Source organism: Ralstonia sp. NFACC01 (assembly GCF_900115545.1).
Lineage (GTDB): Bacteria > Pseudomonadota > Gammaproteobacteria > Burkholderiales > Burkholderiaceae > Ralstonia > Ralstonia mojiangensis.
Genome location: NZ_FOWV01000007.1, coordinates 75,759 through 91,414 on the forward strand (window position 1 = coordinate 75,759; position 15,656 = coordinate 91,414).

The following is a 15,656-nucleotide window of genomic DNA, read 5'->3' on the forward strand; positions in this document are numbered from 1 at the left end:
GCGAGAACGCATCTATCCGGGGCCCCAGCATGGGCCCCGTCTCAGTGGTCATCTCCCCGCGTGCGGTCACCCATCTTTTCCGGAGTGATCCAATGAACGCTGTCACCGAACTGAAACACGATTACCTCGTCGCCGACATCAAGCTGGCCGACTGGGGCCGCAAGGAAATCGCCATTGCCGAGACCGAAATGCCCGGCCTGATGGCGATTCGCGACGAGTTTGCCGCGAGCCAGCCGCTCAAGGGCGCGCGCATTGCCGGCTCGCTGCACATGACGATCCAGACCGCCGTGCTGATCGAGACGCTCAAGGCACTCGGCGCCGACGTGCGCTGGGCCTCGTGCAACATCTTCTCGACGCAGGACCACGCTGCCGCTGCCATCGCTGCATCGGGCACGCCGGTGTTCGCCTTCAAGGGCGAATCGCTCAAGGAATACTGGGACTTCACGCACCGCATCTTCGAATGGGCCGACGGCGGCACGCCGAACATGATCCTGGACGATGGCGGCGACGCAACGCTGCTGCTGCACCTGGGCGCCAAGGCTGAGAAGGACGCTTCCGTGATCGCCAAGCCGACCAGCGAAGAAGAAACCTTCCTGTTCGCGGCCATCAAGGAAAAGCTGGCCAAGGACGCAACGTTCTACAGCCGCAACCTCGACGCCATCAAGGGCGTGACCGAAGAAACCACCACGGGCGTGCACCGCCTGTACCAGATGGCCCAGCGCGGCGAGCTGCGCTTCCCGGCCATCAACGTCAACGACTCGGTCACCAAGAGCAAGTTCGACAACCTGTACGGCTGCCGTGAATCGCTGGTCGACGGCATCAAGCGCGCGACCGACGTGATGATCGCCGGCAAGGTGGCGATCGTGGCCGGCTACGGCGACGTGGGCAAGGGCTCAGCCCAGGCACTGCGCGCGCTGTCGGCGCAAGTGTGGGTGACCGAGATCGACCCGATCTGCGCACTGCAGGCCGCCATGGAAGGCTACCGCGTGGTCACGATGGACTACGCCGCCGAGCACGGCGACATCTTCGTCACCTGCACGGGCAACTACCACGTCATCACGCACGACCACATGGCCAAGATGAAGGACCAGGCCATCGTCTGCAACATCGGCCACTTCGACAACGAGATCGATATCGCATCCGTTGAGAAGTACCAGTGGGAAGAGATCAAGCCGCAGGTCGATCACGTGATCTTCCCCGACGGCAAGAAGATCATCATCCTGGCCAAGGGCCGCCTGGTGAACCTGGGTTGCGCCACGGGCCACCCGTCGTACGTGATGAGCAGCTCGTTCGCCAACCAGACCATCGCGCAGATCGAACTGTGGACCGAAGCGGTGAAGGGCTCGAACAAGTACCCGGTGGGCGTCTACACGCTGCCCAAGCATCTGGACGAGAAGGTCGCGCGCCTGCAACTGAAGAAGCTGAATGCGCAACTGACCGAGCTGACCGACCAGCAAGCTGCGTACATTGGCGTGAGCAAGGAAGGCCCGTACAAGGCTGACCACTACCGCTACTAAGCCGTACCTGCCGGCGGCATTCCCCGCCGCCGGCTCTCCAACCGAGGACTCCTCCATGAGACTGCTCGCTGTCTGGGTCATCAACGCGCTGGCGTTGCTTCTTGTCGCCTATCTGCTCAAAGGCATCCACGTCAACGGCTTCGGCTCCGCACTGATCGCCGCGCTCGTGCTGGGTCTGGTCAACACGCTGATCCGCCCGATCCTGGTGATCCTCACCCTGCCGGTGACGCTGCTCACGCTCGGGCTGTTCATCTTCATCATCAACGCGCTGCTGTTCCTGTTTGTCGGCAACCTTCTGGCGGGCTTTCAGGTGGCCAGCTTTGGCGCGGCGCTGCTGGGCTCCATCCTGTACAGCGTGATCTCGTGGCTGCTCTCGAGCTTGCTGCTGCGCGAGGCTTAAGGTTTCTGTCATGCAAGACCGTCAATTCAGTTTCGAATTCTTCCCGCCCAAGACGGCGGAAGGCGCCGAGAAGCTGCGCAACACCCGCGCGCAACTCTCGCCGCTCAAGCCGCGCTTCATCTCCGTGACGTTCGGCGCGGGCGGCACCACGCAACAGGGCACGCTCGACGCCGTAGTGGAAATCCAGCGCGAAGGCATCGAAGCGGCGCCGCACCTGTCGTGCGTGGGTTCATCGCGCGAGAGCATTCGCGGCATTCTCAACACGTATCGCGAACACGGCATCCGCCGCATCGTCGCGCTGCGCGGCGACATGCCGTCGGGCATGGGCGAGATCGGTGAATTCCGCTTTGCCAACGAGCTGGTCGAGTTCATCCGCCAGGAAACCGGCGAGGCATTCCACATCGAAGTGGCGGCCTATCCGGAATACCACCCGCAGTCGCGCTCGGCGCGGCACGATCTGGAGAACTTCGCCCGCAAGGTGAAGGCCGGTGCGGACTCCGCCATCACGCAATACTTCTTCAACGCCGACGCGTACTTCCAGTTCGTGGACGACGCACGCAAGCTCGGCGTGGACGTGCCCATCGTGCCCGGCATCATGCCGATCACGAACTCGTCGCAGCTCATGCGTTTTTCCGAGATGTGCGGTGCGGAAGTGCCGCGCTGGATCGCCAAGCGCCTCGAAGGCTTTGGCGACGATCGTGAATCGATCCGCGCGTTCGGCCTGGACGTGGTGACGGCCATGTGCGACCGCCTGCTGCAAGGCGGCGCGCCGGGCCTGCACTTCTACACGCTCAATGCCGCCGGCTCCACGCGTGCCATCTGGCAGCGTCTGGGCCTGTAAGCAGAAAGCAGCAAAGCAAAGGAGATCGTCATGGCAGCCGCACCCGATCCGCTGATCGCCTGGTTGCTTGACGAACTCCGGCCGCTCGCCGCACAGATCGGTGAGATCCGCGCCCGCCGGATGTTCAGCGGTGCGGCGCTCTATTACGACGACATCGTCTTTGCGCTGGTGCTGCGCGGCACGTCTTATCTGCGCGTGGACGACCTCACGCGCGAACGTTTTCTCGCTGAAAAATGCACGCCGTTCAGTTACGAGCGCAACGGCCGCACCATCAGCATGACGGGCTACCTGAGCACGCCGGCAGAGGCGCTCGATGGTGGACAGCCCTTGCGCGACTGGGTGCGGCTGGCCATTGAAGCCGCGCTGCGTGACGCCAATGCCAAGGCCGCCAAGCCGAAGCGCGCCGCAGCAAAGACTGCCAAGGCGCCCAAGGCAACAAAGACAACGGCGACCAAGAAGGTCGCCGCAAAAAAGACGGCCAAGCGCTGAACGCTCAGTACAGCGTTGTCTTCAGGCGCTGGGGCAATTCGCGATCATAGGCGTCGCCATCAAATGCGCCACCGCTGATGCGCTGCAGGATCTTGCCTGCGGTGGGCACGGCCGGTTTGGTTTCCTGCGCGCCGCGCTCCCACAGCTTTGAGCGCACCAGCGCCTTCGAACAGTGGAAGTAGACGGTCTGCACCTGCACGAGGATCACGCTGCGCGGAAGCTTCCTCTGCACCGCAAATGAGTCGAGCAATTCCGGATCCGCCGAGATGGTCGCCGTGCCGTTCACGCGCAACGTTTCACCCACACCCGGCACGATAAAGAGCACCGACACGCGGCCGTCTTCGACGATGTTGCGCAGGTTGTCGATGCGGTTGTTGCCGGGCCGATCGGGAATCGCCAGCAAGCGTTCGTTGAGGATGCGCACGAAGCCCGGCGCATCGCCCTTCGGCGAAGCGTCCGTGCCCTGCGCGCCCACCGATGACAGCACGATGAACGGCGACGCCTCCACGAACGCGCGATAGTCGGCGTTCAGGTGGTCGATCTCCTTGAGCAGCGAACGCGGGTTCGGGGCGCCATACACGGCTTCAAGGTCGGCAACGGTTTTCAGGGTGTGGGACATGGGCTTCCTGTGCAGGGTTAGAACGCGCCGCGCTCGGTGACGATGCAGTCCAGCGCGATGTCGTGCGGTTCCGGCGCGATGGATTCCACGCGGTTCACTTCATATGCCACGCCAATCGTGCGCGGGCGGTGCCCTGCGGCTTGCAGCGCAGCCAGCGTGCGATCGTAGAAGCCGCCGCCGTAGCCGATGCGATAGCGCTGCGCGTCAAAGCCCACGCATGGGATCAGCAAGGCATCGGGCGTTTCCATCTCACCCGAGCGGGGGATGGGGATGTTGTAAGCGCCGGGGGCCATTTCACAATCGGGCGTCCATCGCCGAAACTGCAGGGGAGAGAATTTGTCAGTCACTATGGGCAGCAGTGCATGGCGCGTGGCGTCAGCCGCCAGCCAATGGCCCAGCAAGGTCAACGCATCGAACTCTCCCTGCGTTGGCCAGTAGGCGGCCAGGCGTTTGACGGGCAGTGCGTTCAGCAACCCGGCCAGGTGATGCGCCAGCGCGGCATCGCGGGCGATGCGATCTGGCAGCGCGGCGCGTGCATCGAGCAACAGGGTGCGCAGCGTGCGGCGCGATTCGATTGGCGTGGTGGGATTGGCCGGATCGTGCGGGTTCCCTAAGGCTGACATGGGATAATTCGGCAGACCTAACAGTGATTGGATGGGGCAGGAGATGACATTGAAGGCCAAGGCAGTATATCGCGCGGTCGCGCTGGCTTTTGCGGGCGTGGTGGGCATGAGTGTGGTCGGCCCGGCACCGCTGGCGGTGGCCGCAAAGCGCCAGGCGCCGCAGGGCATTCCGGCCAATCCGGACGATGCGTTTGTCGAGCTGCGCAACGCGGCGCGCCGCAACGATGTGTCGCGCAGCTGGGAGCTGGCCGACAGCCTCTCCGATTACCCGATCCAGTCTTATGTGCAGTATTTCCGCATCAAGCCGCAGCTGTACGATGCCAGCGGCTATGCCCGCACCGATGCACCGGAAGATGAAATCCGTTCGTTCCTGCAGCGCTACAAGGGCGAGGCGATTGCCGACCGGTTGCGCAATGATTGGCTGCTCGTGCTCGGCAAGAAGCACGACTGGGCGACGTTCGATGCCGAGTACCCCAATTTCGTGCTGAAGGACGATACGCAGGTCGAGTGCTATGCGCTGCTCTCGCGCGCGATGAAAGGCCAGAACGTGGCCGCCGATGCGCGTAGCACGCTGTCGGATCCCAAGGGCTATGGCGAAGGCTGTGTCGACCTGATCGGCTATCTCGCGCAGTCCAAGCAGTTCACCCGTGCGGATGTGGCCTTTGCGGCGCGGCTGTCGCTGGAGCAGAACCTCGTCACGCAGGCGTCGCGCATTGCGGCGGTGCTGCCGGAGGGCGATCGCGTAGACAACGACACGCTGGCCAACGTGACCCGCATGGCGCGCAATGATCCGTCGCAGGCGACCGCGTATCTGCTGGCGCAAAGCGGCGGCCTGTCGCGCGAAGAGCAAGGCGCGGGCTGGGGCGTGATCGGTCAGTACGCCGCCAAGAAGCAGACGCCCGATGCGCTGGATGCCTACCGTCGCCAACTGACGCTCGGCGGCGATGCCTACCTCTCCGACGAGTCGCAGGAGTGGCGCGTGCGCACGGCCTTGCGCGCCGGCGATTGGAAGATGGTGCGTCAGGCCGTTGAGAAAATGCGCCCCAGCCTGCGCGATCGTGATCCCGCCTGGGCGTACTGGTACGGCCGCGCGCTCAAGGCCGACAACCGCAACGACGAAGCCCGCCAGCAGTTCCAGTCGATTGCCGGCCAGTTCAACTTCTACGGTCAGTTGGCGCAGGAAGAACTCGGTCAGCGCATCACCGTGCCACCCCGCACGACCGTGGCCGACGCCGAGATCGACGTGATGGGCCGCAACCATCCGGGCTTTGGGCGTGCCAAGAAGCTGTACGACCTGAATCTGCGCTTCGAAGGCAACCGCGAGTGGAACTGGGAGCTACGCAACATGAGCGACCGCGAGTTGCTTGCCGCAGCCGAATATGGCCGCAAGCTCGGCCTGCTCGATCGCACCGTCAATTCCGCGGACAAGACCAAGGCCGAGCACGACTTCTCGCTGCGCTTCCCGACGCCGTATCTCAATGTGGTCCAGCGCAACGCCGATGCCGTGGGCCTGGACATTGCCTGGGCCTACGGCCTGATCCGCCAGGAGTCGCGCTTCATCATGGACGCGCGTTCGTCGGTGGGTGCCTCGGGCCTGATGCAGGTGATGCCGGAGACCGCCAAGCACATCGCCAAGAAGATCGGCCTGCCGGGGTTCCGTGTTTCGCAGATGAGCGACATCGATACCAACGTGCTGCTGGGTACGGCCTATCTGTCGATGATCCTGACCAACCTGGACAGTTCGCTCACGCTGGCGACCGCCGGCTACAACGCGGGCCCAGGCCGCCCGAAACGCTGGCGCTCGACGCTCGCGCGGCCGGTGGAAGGTGCGATCTTCGCCGAGACGATCCCGTTCAACGAGACCCGCACGTATGTGAAAAACGTGCTGTCGAACGCGACGTACTACAGTGCGTTGCTGACCGGCCGCCCGCAGTCGCTGAAGGACCGCCTGGGCAAGGTGGCGCCGGAATCCGTGACGCCGGACGACCTGCCATAAGCGCTCGATCGTTATCCCGCTCACCCAAACGCCCGCCGCAACGCGGGCGTTTTTTCATGGGCGCGTGCGCTGGCTGGCGCACAGAAGTGTGGCTTGCGGCACGCCGCGTCGACATATCTTGGGGGCGATCGCCTTCGGGATGTATTGTGGTGTTGCCCCCTCCCGTCTTGGAGATGCCTCTATGCAGCCCTCCAATCTGCTCGTCTTTGGCGGTACCGGTTTTATCGGTTCGCAGTTGCTGTCTCGGCTGGTGACGGAGACGTTTTCCACGCCCGGCCTCCCCGAGGGCCGGATGATCGTGCCCACGCGCGATCCTGAGTCTGCCCGCGCACACAATCTCACCCTGCTGCCGCGTGTGGACGTGATGGACGCCGACATCTACGCCGACGATGCCCTCGAAGCGCTGTTCCTGGCGCTCACCGAACGCGGCGGCGAGCACTGTGCCGTCATCAACCTCGTCGGTGTGCTGCAGGATGCGCGAGAGATGCCGTACGGGCCGAACTTCCAGCGCGTGCATGTCGATCTGCCCCGCCGCATCGTCGCCGCATGCCGACGCCATGGCGTGAACCGGCTGCTGCACATGAGCGCGCTGGGCGCCGACCCTGCCGGCCCGTCGATGTACCTGCGCAGCAAGGGCGACGGCGAACGCGTGGTCATGAACAGCGAGCTCGACTGGACGGTGTTCCGGCCATCGGTGGTCTTCGGCCCGCAGGATCATTTCCTGAATCTGTTTGCGAGCATGCAGCGCATGGCGCCGTTCGTGCCGCTGGCCTGTGCCGACGCGCGCTTCCAGCCCGTGTACGTGGACGACGTGGCCGCCGCGTTCATCAATGCGCTCAAGAAGCCCGCGACGATCCGGCATGCTTATCCGCTGGTCGGGCCGCGCGTCTACACCCTGGCGGAGCTGATGCGCTTTGCCGGACGTGCCAGCGGCCACCCGCGCTGGATCGTGCCACTTCCTGAGGGTCTGGGCCGCATGCAGGCCGCGCTGCTCGAGCATCTGCCTGGCGCGCCCATCTCGCGGGACAACCTCGACTCCATGCGCGTGGACAACGTCAGCGTGGAACCGGTCGCGCCCGAACTCGGCATCCACCCGCTCGGCATGGAGGCGGTGATGTTGCCCGCGCTGGCCGGTTTTGGGCCGGACCGCGGATTGCGTGCTGCACGCACAAGGGTCCACCGCTAGAAGCTACGGAAACCCGGAGGATCTGCCCTCTTTGTGAATCCGCTTCACAACCGTGGCCAATCCGTTTCATTTTGTGGCGCTGCAGCGCAAGGCTAGAATGGTTCGTTCGCCCTCGCGCTGCCGCTCGCCGCTTCCGATACAACAAGACTAGAGCGCCCCGGCATTCCCGCGCGATGCTGGCGGGCTCCCACAATAATTGCTGTGCACTCTCCAAGGACGGGAATCATGAAACTGGTCATCGGCAACAAGAACTATTCGTCGTGGTCGCTACGCCCGTGGCTGCTCGCCAAGCAGGCCGGCATTCCGTTCGAAGAGATTCGCGTGCGTCTTTTTGTCGAAGGGTTTTCCACCGAGATTCGTCGCTATTCGCCGGCGGGCCGCGTGCCCGTGCTGGTGGACGGCGACATGACGGTATGGGATTCGCTCGCCATCTGCGAGACGCTGGCCGAGCGTTTTCCGCGCGCACAACTGTGGCCGGTCGACCCGAAGGCCCGCGCACACGCCCGCTCGGTCTGCGCTGAAATGCATAGCGGCTTCACCAACCTGCGCAACAACATGCCGATGAACGTGACCGCCGTGCTGCCCGGCATGGGCTGGAACGTGGCCGTGCAGCGCGACATCGACCGCATTGCCACGATCTGGACCGAGCTGCGCCAGAAGTACGCAGCCGAAGGTCCGTTCCTGTTCGGCCACTTCACGGTGGCCGACGCGTTCTACGCGCCGGTGGTCAGCCGCTTCGCCACGTACGGCGTGCGTCTGCCGGAGGCCGCCAAGACCTACGCCGATTACATCCTCAACCTGCCCGCCATGCAGGAATGGATCGACGGCGCACGCGCTGAGCATGACTTCCTGGCCGACGACGAGCCGTACCGCACCGCGCCGGACGAAGACACGCTGGTCGCGGCCAATCAATGACGGAACGCGCAGCACAGACCGAGGCCATCGTCGATCCAGCCACGCACGGACTGGATGTATATGCCGTCGGCGGCGCCATTCGTGACGCGCTGCTCGGGCTGCCGGTGCAGGACCGGGATTACGTTGTGGTCGGGGCCACGCCGGAAGCCATGGAGGCACGTGGCTTTCGCGCCGTCGGCAAGGATTTCCCGGTGTTCCTGCATCCCGCCACGCATGCCGAATACGCGCTCGCCCGCACCGAACGCAAGACGACTGCCGGCTACAAGGGTTTCTCGGTCTACTACGCGCCGGACGTCACGCTCGAAGAGGACCTCATCCGCCGCGATCTGACCATCAACGCGATGGCGCAGCGCGTGGCGGAAGACGGCACCCTGGTTGGCCCCGTCATCGACCCGTATGGAGGACAGGCTGACCTGGCTTCGCGCACGTTCCGGCATGTATCTGATGCGTTCATGGAAGACCCGGTGCGCATCCTGCGCCTGGCGCGGTTTGCTGCGCGCTTTGCCGATTTTCATGTCGCGCCAGAAACCAACGCGCTGATGCAGCGCATGGTGCAGGCCGGCGAAGTCGATGCGCTGGTGCCCGAGCGTGTGTGGCAGGAGATTGCACGCGGCCTGATGGAAGCCCACCCACGGCGCATGTTTGCCGTGCTGCGGGATTGCGGGGCGCTGGTGCGCCTGCTGCCGGAACTTGACCGGCTGTGGGGCGTGCCGCAGCGCGCCGACTATCACCCCGAAGTCGATACCGGCGTGCACACCATGATGGTGATCGAAACGGCCGCAGCGATGGCGACGTCGCTGCCGGTGCGCTTTGCCGCGCTGGTGCATGACCTCGGAAAGGGCTCGACGCCCGACGACATCCTGCCGCGACACATCGGCCACGAAGAGCGCAGCGTGCCGCTCATCGAAGCGGTGTGCCAGCGCCTGCGCGTACCGACCGAGTGCCGCGAACTGGCGCTGGTGGTCGCGCGCGAGCACGGCAACATCCATCGCTGCGATGGTTTCGATGCCGCAGCGCTGGTGCGTCTGCTCGAGCGTTGCGATGCGCTGCGCAAGCCGGACCGGTTCCGTCAGGCGCTGCAGGCGTGCGAGGCCGACGCGCGTGGCCGGCTCGGGTTTGAAGATCGCAGCTATCCGCAGACGGAACGCCTGCTGCGCGCGCTGGCGGCCGCATCGTCGATCGATGCCGGCGCCGTCGCCAAGCGCTATGCCGACAACCCGGCGCACATCAAGCAGGCCGTGCATCAGGCGCGCATCGAGGCCGTCGCGCAGGCCGGCGTCTGAGCTGCCACCCAGCGCCGGCCGTGCGGGCGCTTACTCGAACGGCGTGTCGTTCGGGTTGGCGTACAGCGCCTTCAACTGATCGTTCATCGGGAAGTTGAAGTTCAGGTTCTTGGGCGGCACGGGCTTTTCGAACCACTTCGCGTAAAGCGTCTTGATCTCGCCGCTCTTCATCACGCCGGTCATCGTGTCGTCCACCAGCTTCTTGAACTGAGGATCGTCTTTGCGCAGCATGAAGCCGTAGGCTTCGAATGACTGTGGCGTGCCGGTCACGACCCAGTCGTCCGGCTTCTGTGCCAGCGTGCGTGCACCCGCCAATAGCACGTCATCCATCATGAACGCCGCCACGCGGCCGCTCTGCAGCGTGAGGAACGATTCACCGTAATCCTTCCCGCTGATCACGTTCATGTTCATCTTTTTCTCGTCGTTCATCTTGCGCAGGATGCGTTCCGACGTGGTACCGGCGTTGGTGATGACCGACTTGCCCGCCAAGTCGGGGAAATCCTTCACCCCCGATTTCACGTTGGTCAGCAGGCGCGTGCCGGCGATGAAGAAGGTCGTCGAAAAAGCGGTCTGCTGCTCGCGCGACTTCAGGTGCGTGGTGACTCCGCACTCCAGATCGACCGAGCCGTTCTGCACCAGCGATGTCCGATTCTGCGAGGTCACTGGAATCTGCTTGATGTCGAGGTTGGGCTTGCCCGTCTTCTTCTTGACGGCGTCGATCACGCGCGAGCAGAGATCGGCTGAGAAACCGACGATCTCGTTCTTGCTGTCGCGGTAAGAAAACGGAATGGACGATTCACGCACGCCGATCAGGATCGTGTTGCTGTCCTGGATCTTCTTGAGCGTGCCGTCGAGGGCTTGCGCGTGCGCGCCGATCGCGAGCAGGCTCGTCAGCGCAAGCGGGATGATCCGGATACAGCGGGTGGTCAAACGCATACTTCCTCCAATGGTTGTGGTGCGCGGCCTGTTGTGTTGCGGCCGTCTGTGCTTTGGCTTCGTGGTGATGAATGCGATGAATGCGCTGCGTCCTAGCGCTTGAACCAGTTACGCAGATCTGCGGCGCTGGCCAGCGGCCGGTGCAGCGCGTCGAGATGCCGTCGCAGGTTGGTGACGAGCGCCGCATTGTCGGGCGCTGTGCTGCCGTCGGGCAGGGCCATGTTGTTTTCGAATCCCAGGCGCGCATGGCCGCCGAGCAACGCTGCGGTGAGCGCGCATTCGGCTTCACGCGGGCCGAATGCGCACATCGCCCATGGCACGTTGGCGGTGACGTCACCGCCATCGGCCCACGCCTGCAAGAACGGGAGCAGGTCGGTGGGGTCTGAGCGCTGGCCTGCGCTGTAGCGGCCGAGCACGAACAGCACCCAGTGCGGCGTATCGGGCAGCACGCCGCGTGTGCGCAGGTCGCGGTAGCGCGCCACGTCGTCGGCGGAATAGAGGATGTACTGGATGGCTGTGCGCGTGGCAGCAAGCTCACCAAAGAAGCGTGCCGCTTCCGCCTCGTACGCGGCATCGGGCACCAGCTCGCGCAGCGCGGCGGAAATCGTCTCCGGCTGCAGCACGCGTACCGAGGCCATCTGCTGTTCGGGCGTGTAGATGCCAACGGCCTCGGTGGTGATCTGAATCACCAGCGCATCGCCCACGGCGCCTTGCACGGCGGCGATGGCCGGGCGGTAGTCGCCAGGCTCCAGGCTATGCGTGCCGTCTGGGCGGCGCACATGCAGATGCAGCATCGCCGCGCCGGCCTCCACGCATTGGCGCGCGCAGGCGGCCAGTTCGTCGGGCGTGATCGGCAGTGCGGGGTGATCGGCGTGCGTCTTGCGCGCGCCGTTGGGCGCAACGGCGATGGCGATAGGCCGGGTCACCATGCGGCCTCCTGGGCCTTGGCAGTGGCGGCGTCAACCGCATCGCCCAGGCGTTCGACGATCGCGTCGATGTCCTGCGCGCTGGCAATGAACGGCGGCGCCAGCAGGATGTGGTCGCCGCGCCGGCCGTCAATGGTCCCCCCCATCGGATACACCATCAGGCCGCGCTGCATGGCTTCGGCCTTCACGCGTGCGTGCGTCTTGCATGCAGGTGCCAGCGGCGCCTTGGTCGCGCGATCCGCCACCAGTTCCACGCCGACGAACAGCCCACGCCCGCGTACGTCGCCCACGTGTGCGTGGTCTGCAAAGCGCGCGCGCAGCGCCGCACGCAGTTGTTCGCCACGCGCCTGCACATTGGCGAGCAAGTTGTCTTCCTCGATCACCTTTTGCACTTCCAGCGCCGCCGCGCATGCCGTGGCGTGACCAATATAAGTGTGGCCATGCTGGAAGAAGCCGCTGCCGTTCGTGATGGCGTCGTAAATGCGGCGATTCACCAGCGTCGCGCCGATCGGCTGATACCCGCCGCCCAGCCCCTTGGCAATGGCGACCATGTCTGGCACCACGCCATCTTCCTCGCATGCAAACAGGTAGCCCGTGCGACCCATGCCGGACATCACCTCATCGAGCAGCAGCAGCACGCCGTGGCGATCGCACACGGCCCGCATCTTGCGGAAGTAATCGCCCACCGGCGGCACCGCGCCGGCCGTGGCGCCCACCACGGTTTCGGCGACGAAGGCCGCGACATTTTCTGCGCCGAGTTCAACGATCTTCGCGTCCAGCTCGTCGGCCAGGCGCTGCACGTATTGCGCGTCGCTCTCGCCATCCAGGCGCTCGCGATACGCATAGCACGGCGAAACATGGTGAGCCGGCACCAGCAGCGGCAGGAACGGCTCGCGGCGCCATGCGTTACCGCCAATCGCCAGCGCGCCCAGCGTATTGCCGTGATAGCTCTGACGCCGCGCGATGAAGTACCGGCGCTGCGGCTGGCCGATTTCAACGAAGTATTGGCGTGCGAGTTTCAGCGCCGCTTCAATCGCTTCCGAACCGCCGGAGACGAAATACACGTGGTCCAGATCGCCCGGCGCCGCAGCGGCGAGGCGCGCGGCCAGTTCTTCTGCCACGTCCGTCGTGAAGAACGACGTGTGCGCATAGGCCAGCGCGCGCACCTGCTTGCAGATGGCGTCCACTACGCGCGGGTGGCCGTGACCGAGACACGAAACGGCGGCGCCGCCGCAGGCGTCGAGGTAGCGCTTGCCGTCGGAATCGATGAGGGTCATGCCTTCGCCGCCGACAGCAGTGGGCAACATCTTGCGCGGGTCGCGATGGAAGACGGAGGTGGTGGACGGTGTCATGGACGGTCGGGAGGGTTCAACGTTGAGTGGGCGGCACGGCGACCGCCGCTTCGCTGCGGCGGGCACTGCGTACGTAGGCGGCTTGTTGCTTGAGCTGGGCGTCGCTGTCGGCCAGGTGGGCGAGCGCCCTTGGGCCGGCGTGGCGGAACCATGTCATCAGCAGCGCATCGAGCAGCGCAAGCGGTGCAGCCAGCGAATGGAAGAACGACGGGATGGCGACGGGCGCGACGAGCTGTTGCCAGGCCAGTTCTGCGCCGGGGGCGATGGCGCTGTCGGTCACATACACGATGCGTGCACCGCGCGCATGCGCGTACTGCATCGCCTCAATGACTTCGCGGGTGTATGGATCAAACGTGACGGCTACGATGATGTCGTCCTCGCCGCAAAAGCGCAGAGGGTCGGCCAGCGTGTTGCCGCTGCCGGTGCACAGCGTGACTTTGTCGTCGAACAGCTGTGCGGCATAGCCGAATGCATGCGTCAGCGCCAGGCAACTGCGTGCGCCCAGCAGATAGACCCGGCGGGCCTTGCCGAGCGCGGCGGCCACCCTATCCAGCGCCGCGAGGTTTGCTGGCGAAAACGCCGACTGCACATGCGCACCGATGGTCATGCCGATGCGCTCGGCCTCTGATGCGCCTGCCCCATCGTCGCCCTGCAGCGCAGTGGCACGGCCGGCAAAGCCGTCGGCCTGCTGGCGCAGGTGGGTCACGCAGATATCACGCAGCGCGGCAAAGTCATCAAAGCCCAGCGCGCGCGCCAAGCGCGAAAACGTGGCCGGCGGCAGGTCGCAGCGGCGCGCCAGGTCCCGCATCGAAAGCAGGGCGATGTCGTGCTGGTGCGTCTCAAGCAACATGGCGGCACGCTGCAGTTGCGGAGAGAGATCGCCGGCGCGGTCGCGCAGCGTTTGCATGAGCCCATCGAACGTCATAAGGTGATCGCCTTGATTCAACTGTTTCGTAAACTACGCAACTGAAACAGTTGAGTCAATATCGGATTCACCCTTGGGGCCGCGCACGAAAACAAAACGGCCGCACCTCAAGACGTGCGGCCGTGGTGGGCAAACAAAAACGGAGGCCGAAGCCTCCGTCAGGTGTGGGTGATGCGCGTCTCAGGTTGCCGGGGCGTCGAGCTGTTCCATGCGGAACTGGAAGAAGCCGGCACCGATCAGCCCAAGCAGGCTCAGCGCCATGCACGTGCAGGCCAGAATCATGACCGCGCCCAAGGACGACACCCCGCTCATGAGCGGCGTATGCATCAACGCCGACAAATTGCCGCCAACCCACATGGCCGCGACCAGAGCCATCAAACACGTCAGCGCTGCGGCATTGCGCAACCACGTCAACCGCGTCTTGCGGCTGATGCCGTCGAAAGCGTGGAAATGGAAGTGGTGGTGACCGGTGCCAACGAGTGCCATGGAGAATCTCCTTGTGCTTGCCGTTTGATAGCGTTGAGTCACTATACCGAGACCTGCGACAGTTTGGCGCAGTTTACGCCGCTAGGTATACCCTGAGCTGCGCTGCGTCAAGAGGCTGCGGCACATTTTTTGTCAGTGCGACACTGCGCCGCAGATCGGCGACTGGCGCGGCATATCGGGAGATGGCGGGTGCGGGCGAATTGCACCGCAGAAATGAAAAAAGACCTCGCGGGGAGGTCTTTTTTGTTGCCCTGCAAAATCGATCGATCTTGAAGTGCGAAGAATTTTGGTGGCCTGGGGCGGAATCGAACCACCGACACGCGGATTTTCAATCCGCTGCTCTACCAACTGAGCTACCGGGCCAAGCAAAGAAAAGCAAGTATGACAGGGGTTGGGCCCTGCCGTCAAGCATCTCTGAGCACTTTGATGATTACGCGGCTGGTTCGCCCTTGTTGCGCGAGAGTTCGACGCCCAGTTGCTTGAGCTTGCGGTACAGGTGGGTCCGCTCCAGGCCGGTCTTTTCTGCCACGCGCGTCATGCTGCCGCCTTCGCGCTGCAGGTGGTATTCGAAGTAGGCGCGTTCAAAGAGATCGCGCGCTTCGCGCAGCGGCATGTCGAACGAAAACTGCATGCCGCCGCCTTCGGCTGCGCGGGTCGGTACGCCATTGATATCGGTGCGATCGAGCGCGGCAGGCGTACCTGCTGCTGCGGCGTTGGGCATGGCACCTGCGAGGCCTGCCGCCGGTGTGGCAGCCGGCGTTGCCGAGCGCGGCTTTTCCTTGCTGCGCGACAAGCCCTGCTCCACCGCCGTCAGCAGCTTCTGCAGTGCAATGGGCTTCTCCAGGAAATTCAGCGCGCCGATCTTGGTCGCCTCAACGGCGGTGTCGATGGTGGCGTGGCCCGACATCATGATGACGGGCATGGTCAGCAGACCTTGCGACGCCCATTCCTTGAGCAGCGTTACGCCGTCGGTATCCGGCATCCAGATATCGAGCAGGACGAGGTCGGGCGTTGCATTCGCGCGGTATTCGCGCGCGCGCTGCGCGTTCTCGGCGACTTCAACAACGTGCCCTTCGTCTCCGAGGATTTCGGAGAGCAACTCCCGGATACCCATTTCGTCGTCGACAACGAGGATGGTGGCCATGCTTTTCCTCTATGTGCG

Annotated in this window: 16 protein-coding genes and 1 tRNA gene; 8 read left to right on the forward strand and 9 right to left on the reverse strand. The window is 64.5% G+C overall.

All coding sequences use genetic code 11. From position 1 onward, the window contains the following. Positions 1–92: 92 nt before the first annotated feature. Genes ahcY through BM136_RS18610 form a run of 4 tightly spaced genes read left to right on the forward strand, consistent with a single transcriptional unit; the run spans position 93 to position 3,247 of the window. Entirely contained in the window at positions 93–1,517 is a 1,425-nt protein-coding gene (ahcY, locus tag BM136_RS18595) for an adenosylhomocysteinase (protein WP_092973963.1), read from the forward strand. Positions 1,518–1,572: 55 nt separating this feature from the next. Continuing rightward, a complete protein-coding gene (locus BM136_RS18600) occupies positions 1,573–1,917 on the forward strand; it encodes a phage holin family protein (RefSeq protein ID WP_004628357.1) in 345 nt (114 codons plus the stop codon). Positions 1,918–1,927: 10 nt separating this feature from the next. Further along, positions 1,928–2,758 (forward strand): methylenetetrahydrofolate reductase [NAD(P)H], encoded by an 831-nt coding sequence (gene metF / locus BM136_RS18605; protein WP_015856052.1) that lies wholly within the window; start codon positions 1,928–1,930, stop codon positions 2,756–2,758. A gap of 30 nt (positions 2,759–2,788) precedes the next feature. After that, a complete protein-coding gene (locus BM136_RS18610) occupies positions 2,789–3,247 on the forward strand; it encodes a TfoX/Sxy family protein (protein WP_092973966.1) in 459 nt (152 codons plus the stop codon). Positions 3,248–3,251: 4 nt separating this feature from the next. Here BM136_RS18610 and BM136_RS18615 read toward each other — a convergent pair whose 3' ends face one another. Then, positions 3,252–3,866, reverse strand: coding sequence for a pyridoxamine 5'-phosphate oxidase family protein (locus BM136_RS18615; RefSeq protein WP_092973969.1), 615 nt, complete (start codon positions 3,864–3,866; stop codon positions 3,252–3,254). A 17-nt stretch (positions 3,867–3,883) separates the two neighbouring features. Further along, positions 3,884–4,489, reverse strand: coding sequence for a 5-formyltetrahydrofolate cyclo-ligase (locus tag BM136_RS18620; RefSeq protein WP_092973970.1), 606 nt, complete (start codon positions 4,487–4,489; stop codon positions 3,884–3,886). Positions 4,490–4,532: 43 nt separating this feature from the next. Between BM136_RS18620 and BM136_RS18625 the strand changes: the two genes are divergently transcribed. From BM136_RS18625 to BM136_RS18640, 4 genes are all read left to right on the forward strand, one after another. Continuing rightward, positions 4,533–6,485, forward strand: coding sequence for a lytic transglycosylase domain-containing protein (locus BM136_RS18625; RefSeq protein WP_092973973.1), 1,953 nt, complete (start codon positions 4,533–4,535; stop codon positions 6,483–6,485). 181 nt (positions 6,486–6,666) lie between these two features. Beyond that, complete coding sequence (locus BM136_RS18630; RefSeq protein ID WP_092973976.1) at positions 6,667–7,671, forward strand: complex I NDUFA9 subunit family protein; 1,005 nt, start codon at positions 6,667–6,669, stop codon at positions 7,669–7,671. A 225-nt stretch (positions 7,672–7,896) separates the two neighbouring features. Next, complete coding sequence (locus tag BM136_RS18635; RefSeq protein ID WP_092973979.1) at positions 7,897–8,586, forward strand: glutathione S-transferase family protein; 690 nt, start codon at positions 7,897–7,899, stop codon at positions 8,584–8,586. Next, positions 8,583–9,869, forward strand: a complete 1,287-nt coding sequence (locus tag BM136_RS18640) for a multifunctional CCA addition/repair protein (protein ID WP_092973982.1) — start codon at positions 8,583–8,585, stop codon at positions 9,867–9,869. Before BM136_RS18635 ends, BM136_RS18640 begins: the two co-directional genes overlap by 4 nt. Before the next feature lie 30 nt (positions 9,870–9,899). Here the strand turns inward: BM136_RS18640 and BM136_RS18645 are convergent, their stop codons facing one another. From BM136_RS18645 to BM136_RS18675, 7 genes are all read right to left on the reverse strand, one after another. Continuing rightward, positions 9,900–10,805, reverse strand: a complete 906-nt coding sequence (locus BM136_RS18645; RefSeq protein WP_092973985.1) for a glutamate/aspartate ABC transporter substrate-binding protein — start codon at positions 10,803–10,805, stop codon at positions 9,900–9,902. A gap of 92 nt (positions 10,806–10,897) precedes the next feature. Then, positions 10,898–11,734: a beta-keto acid cleavage family enzyme gene (locus BM136_RS18650; protein WP_092973988.1), complete on the reverse strand. Its 837-nt coding sequence runs from the start codon at positions 11,732–11,734 to the stop codon at positions 10,898–10,900. Further along, positions 11,728–13,083: an aspartate aminotransferase family protein gene (locus tag BM136_RS18655; protein WP_092973991.1), complete on the reverse strand. Its 1,356-nt coding sequence runs from the start codon at positions 13,081–13,083 to the stop codon at positions 11,728–11,730. Before BM136_RS18655 ends, BM136_RS18650 begins: the two co-directional genes overlap by 7 nt. Positions 13,084–13,099: 16 nt before the next feature. Continuing rightward, positions 13,100–14,008: a MurR/RpiR family transcriptional regulator gene (locus BM136_RS18660; protein WP_092973994.1), complete on the reverse strand. Its 909-nt coding sequence runs from the start codon at positions 14,006–14,008 to the stop codon at positions 13,100–13,102. Between the two features lie 180 nt (positions 14,009–14,188). Continuing rightward, on the reverse strand, positions 14,189–14,494 hold the full coding sequence (locus tag BM136_RS18665; protein ID WP_024977076.1) for a hypothetical protein: 306 nt from the start codon (positions 14,492–14,494) through the stop codon (positions 14,189–14,191). A gap of 287 nt (positions 14,495–14,781) precedes the next feature. Then, positions 14,782–14,857 (reverse strand) — tRNA-Phe (locus BM136_RS18670). A gap of 67 nt (positions 14,858–14,924) precedes the next feature. Beyond that, positions 14,925–15,638, reverse strand: coding sequence for a response regulator (locus BM136_RS18675; protein ID WP_092973997.1), 714 nt, complete (start codon positions 15,636–15,638; stop codon positions 14,925–14,927). Between the last annotated feature and the right edge of the window lie 18 nt (positions 15,639–15,656).

Coding starts and splice junctions, on each gene's coding strand:
- BM136_RS18645 (WP_092973985.1), bottom strand. CDS start 10,805: ATGCGTTTGACCACCCGCTGTATCCGGATCATCCCGCTTGCGCTGACG.
- BM136_RS18675 (WP_092973997.1), bottom strand. CDS start 15,638: ATGGCCACCATCCTCGTTGTCGACGACGAAATGGGTATCCGGGAGTTG.
- BM136_RS18655 (WP_092973991.1), bottom strand. CDS start 13,083: ATGACACCGTCCACCACCTCCGTCTTCCATCGCGACCCGCGCAAGATG.
- BM136_RS18665 (WP_024977076.1), bottom strand. CDS start 14,494: ATGGCACTCGTTGGCACCGGTCACCACCACTTCCATTTCCACGCTTTC.
- BM136_RS18640 (WP_092973982.1), top strand. CDS start 8,583: ATGACGGAACGCGCAGCACAGACCGAGGCCATCGTCGATCCAGCCACG.
- BM136_RS18635 (WP_092973979.1), top strand. CDS start 7,897: ATGAAACTGGTCATCGGCAACAAGAACTATTCGTCGTGGTCGCTACGC.
- BM136_RS18625 (WP_092973973.1), top strand. CDS start 4,533: ATGACATTGAAGGCCAAGGCAGTATATCGCGCGGTCGCGCTGGCTTTT.
- metF (WP_015856052.1), top strand. CDS start 1,928: ATGCAAGACCGTCAATTCAGTTTCGAATTCTTCCCGCCCAAGACGGCG.
- BM136_RS18620 (WP_092973970.1), bottom strand. CDS start 4,489: ATGTCAGCCTTAGGGAACCCGCACGATCCGGCCAATCCCACCACGCCA.
- BM136_RS18610 (WP_092973966.1), top strand. CDS start 2,789: ATGGCAGCCGCACCCGATCCGCTGATCGCCTGGTTGCTTGACGAACTC.
- BM136_RS18650 (WP_092973988.1), bottom strand. CDS start 11,734: ATGGTGACCCGGCCTATCGCCATCGCCGTTGCGCCCAACGGCGCGCGC.
- BM136_RS18615 (WP_092973969.1), bottom strand. CDS start 3,866: ATGTCCCACACCCTGAAAACCGTTGCCGACCTTGAAGCCGTGTATGGC.
- BM136_RS18660 (WP_092973994.1), bottom strand. CDS start 14,008: ATGACGTTCGATGGGCTCATGCAAACGCTGCGCGACCGCGCCGGCGAT.
- BM136_RS18630 (WP_092973976.1), top strand. CDS start 6,667: ATGCAGCCCTCCAATCTGCTCGTCTTTGGCGGTACCGGTTTTATCGGT.
- ahcY (WP_092973963.1), top strand. CDS start 93: ATGAACGCTGTCACCGAACTGAAACACGATTACCTCGTCGCCGACATC.
- BM136_RS18600 (WP_004628357.1), top strand. CDS start 1,573: ATGAGACTGCTCGCTGTCTGGGTCATCAACGCGCTGGCGTTGCTTCTT.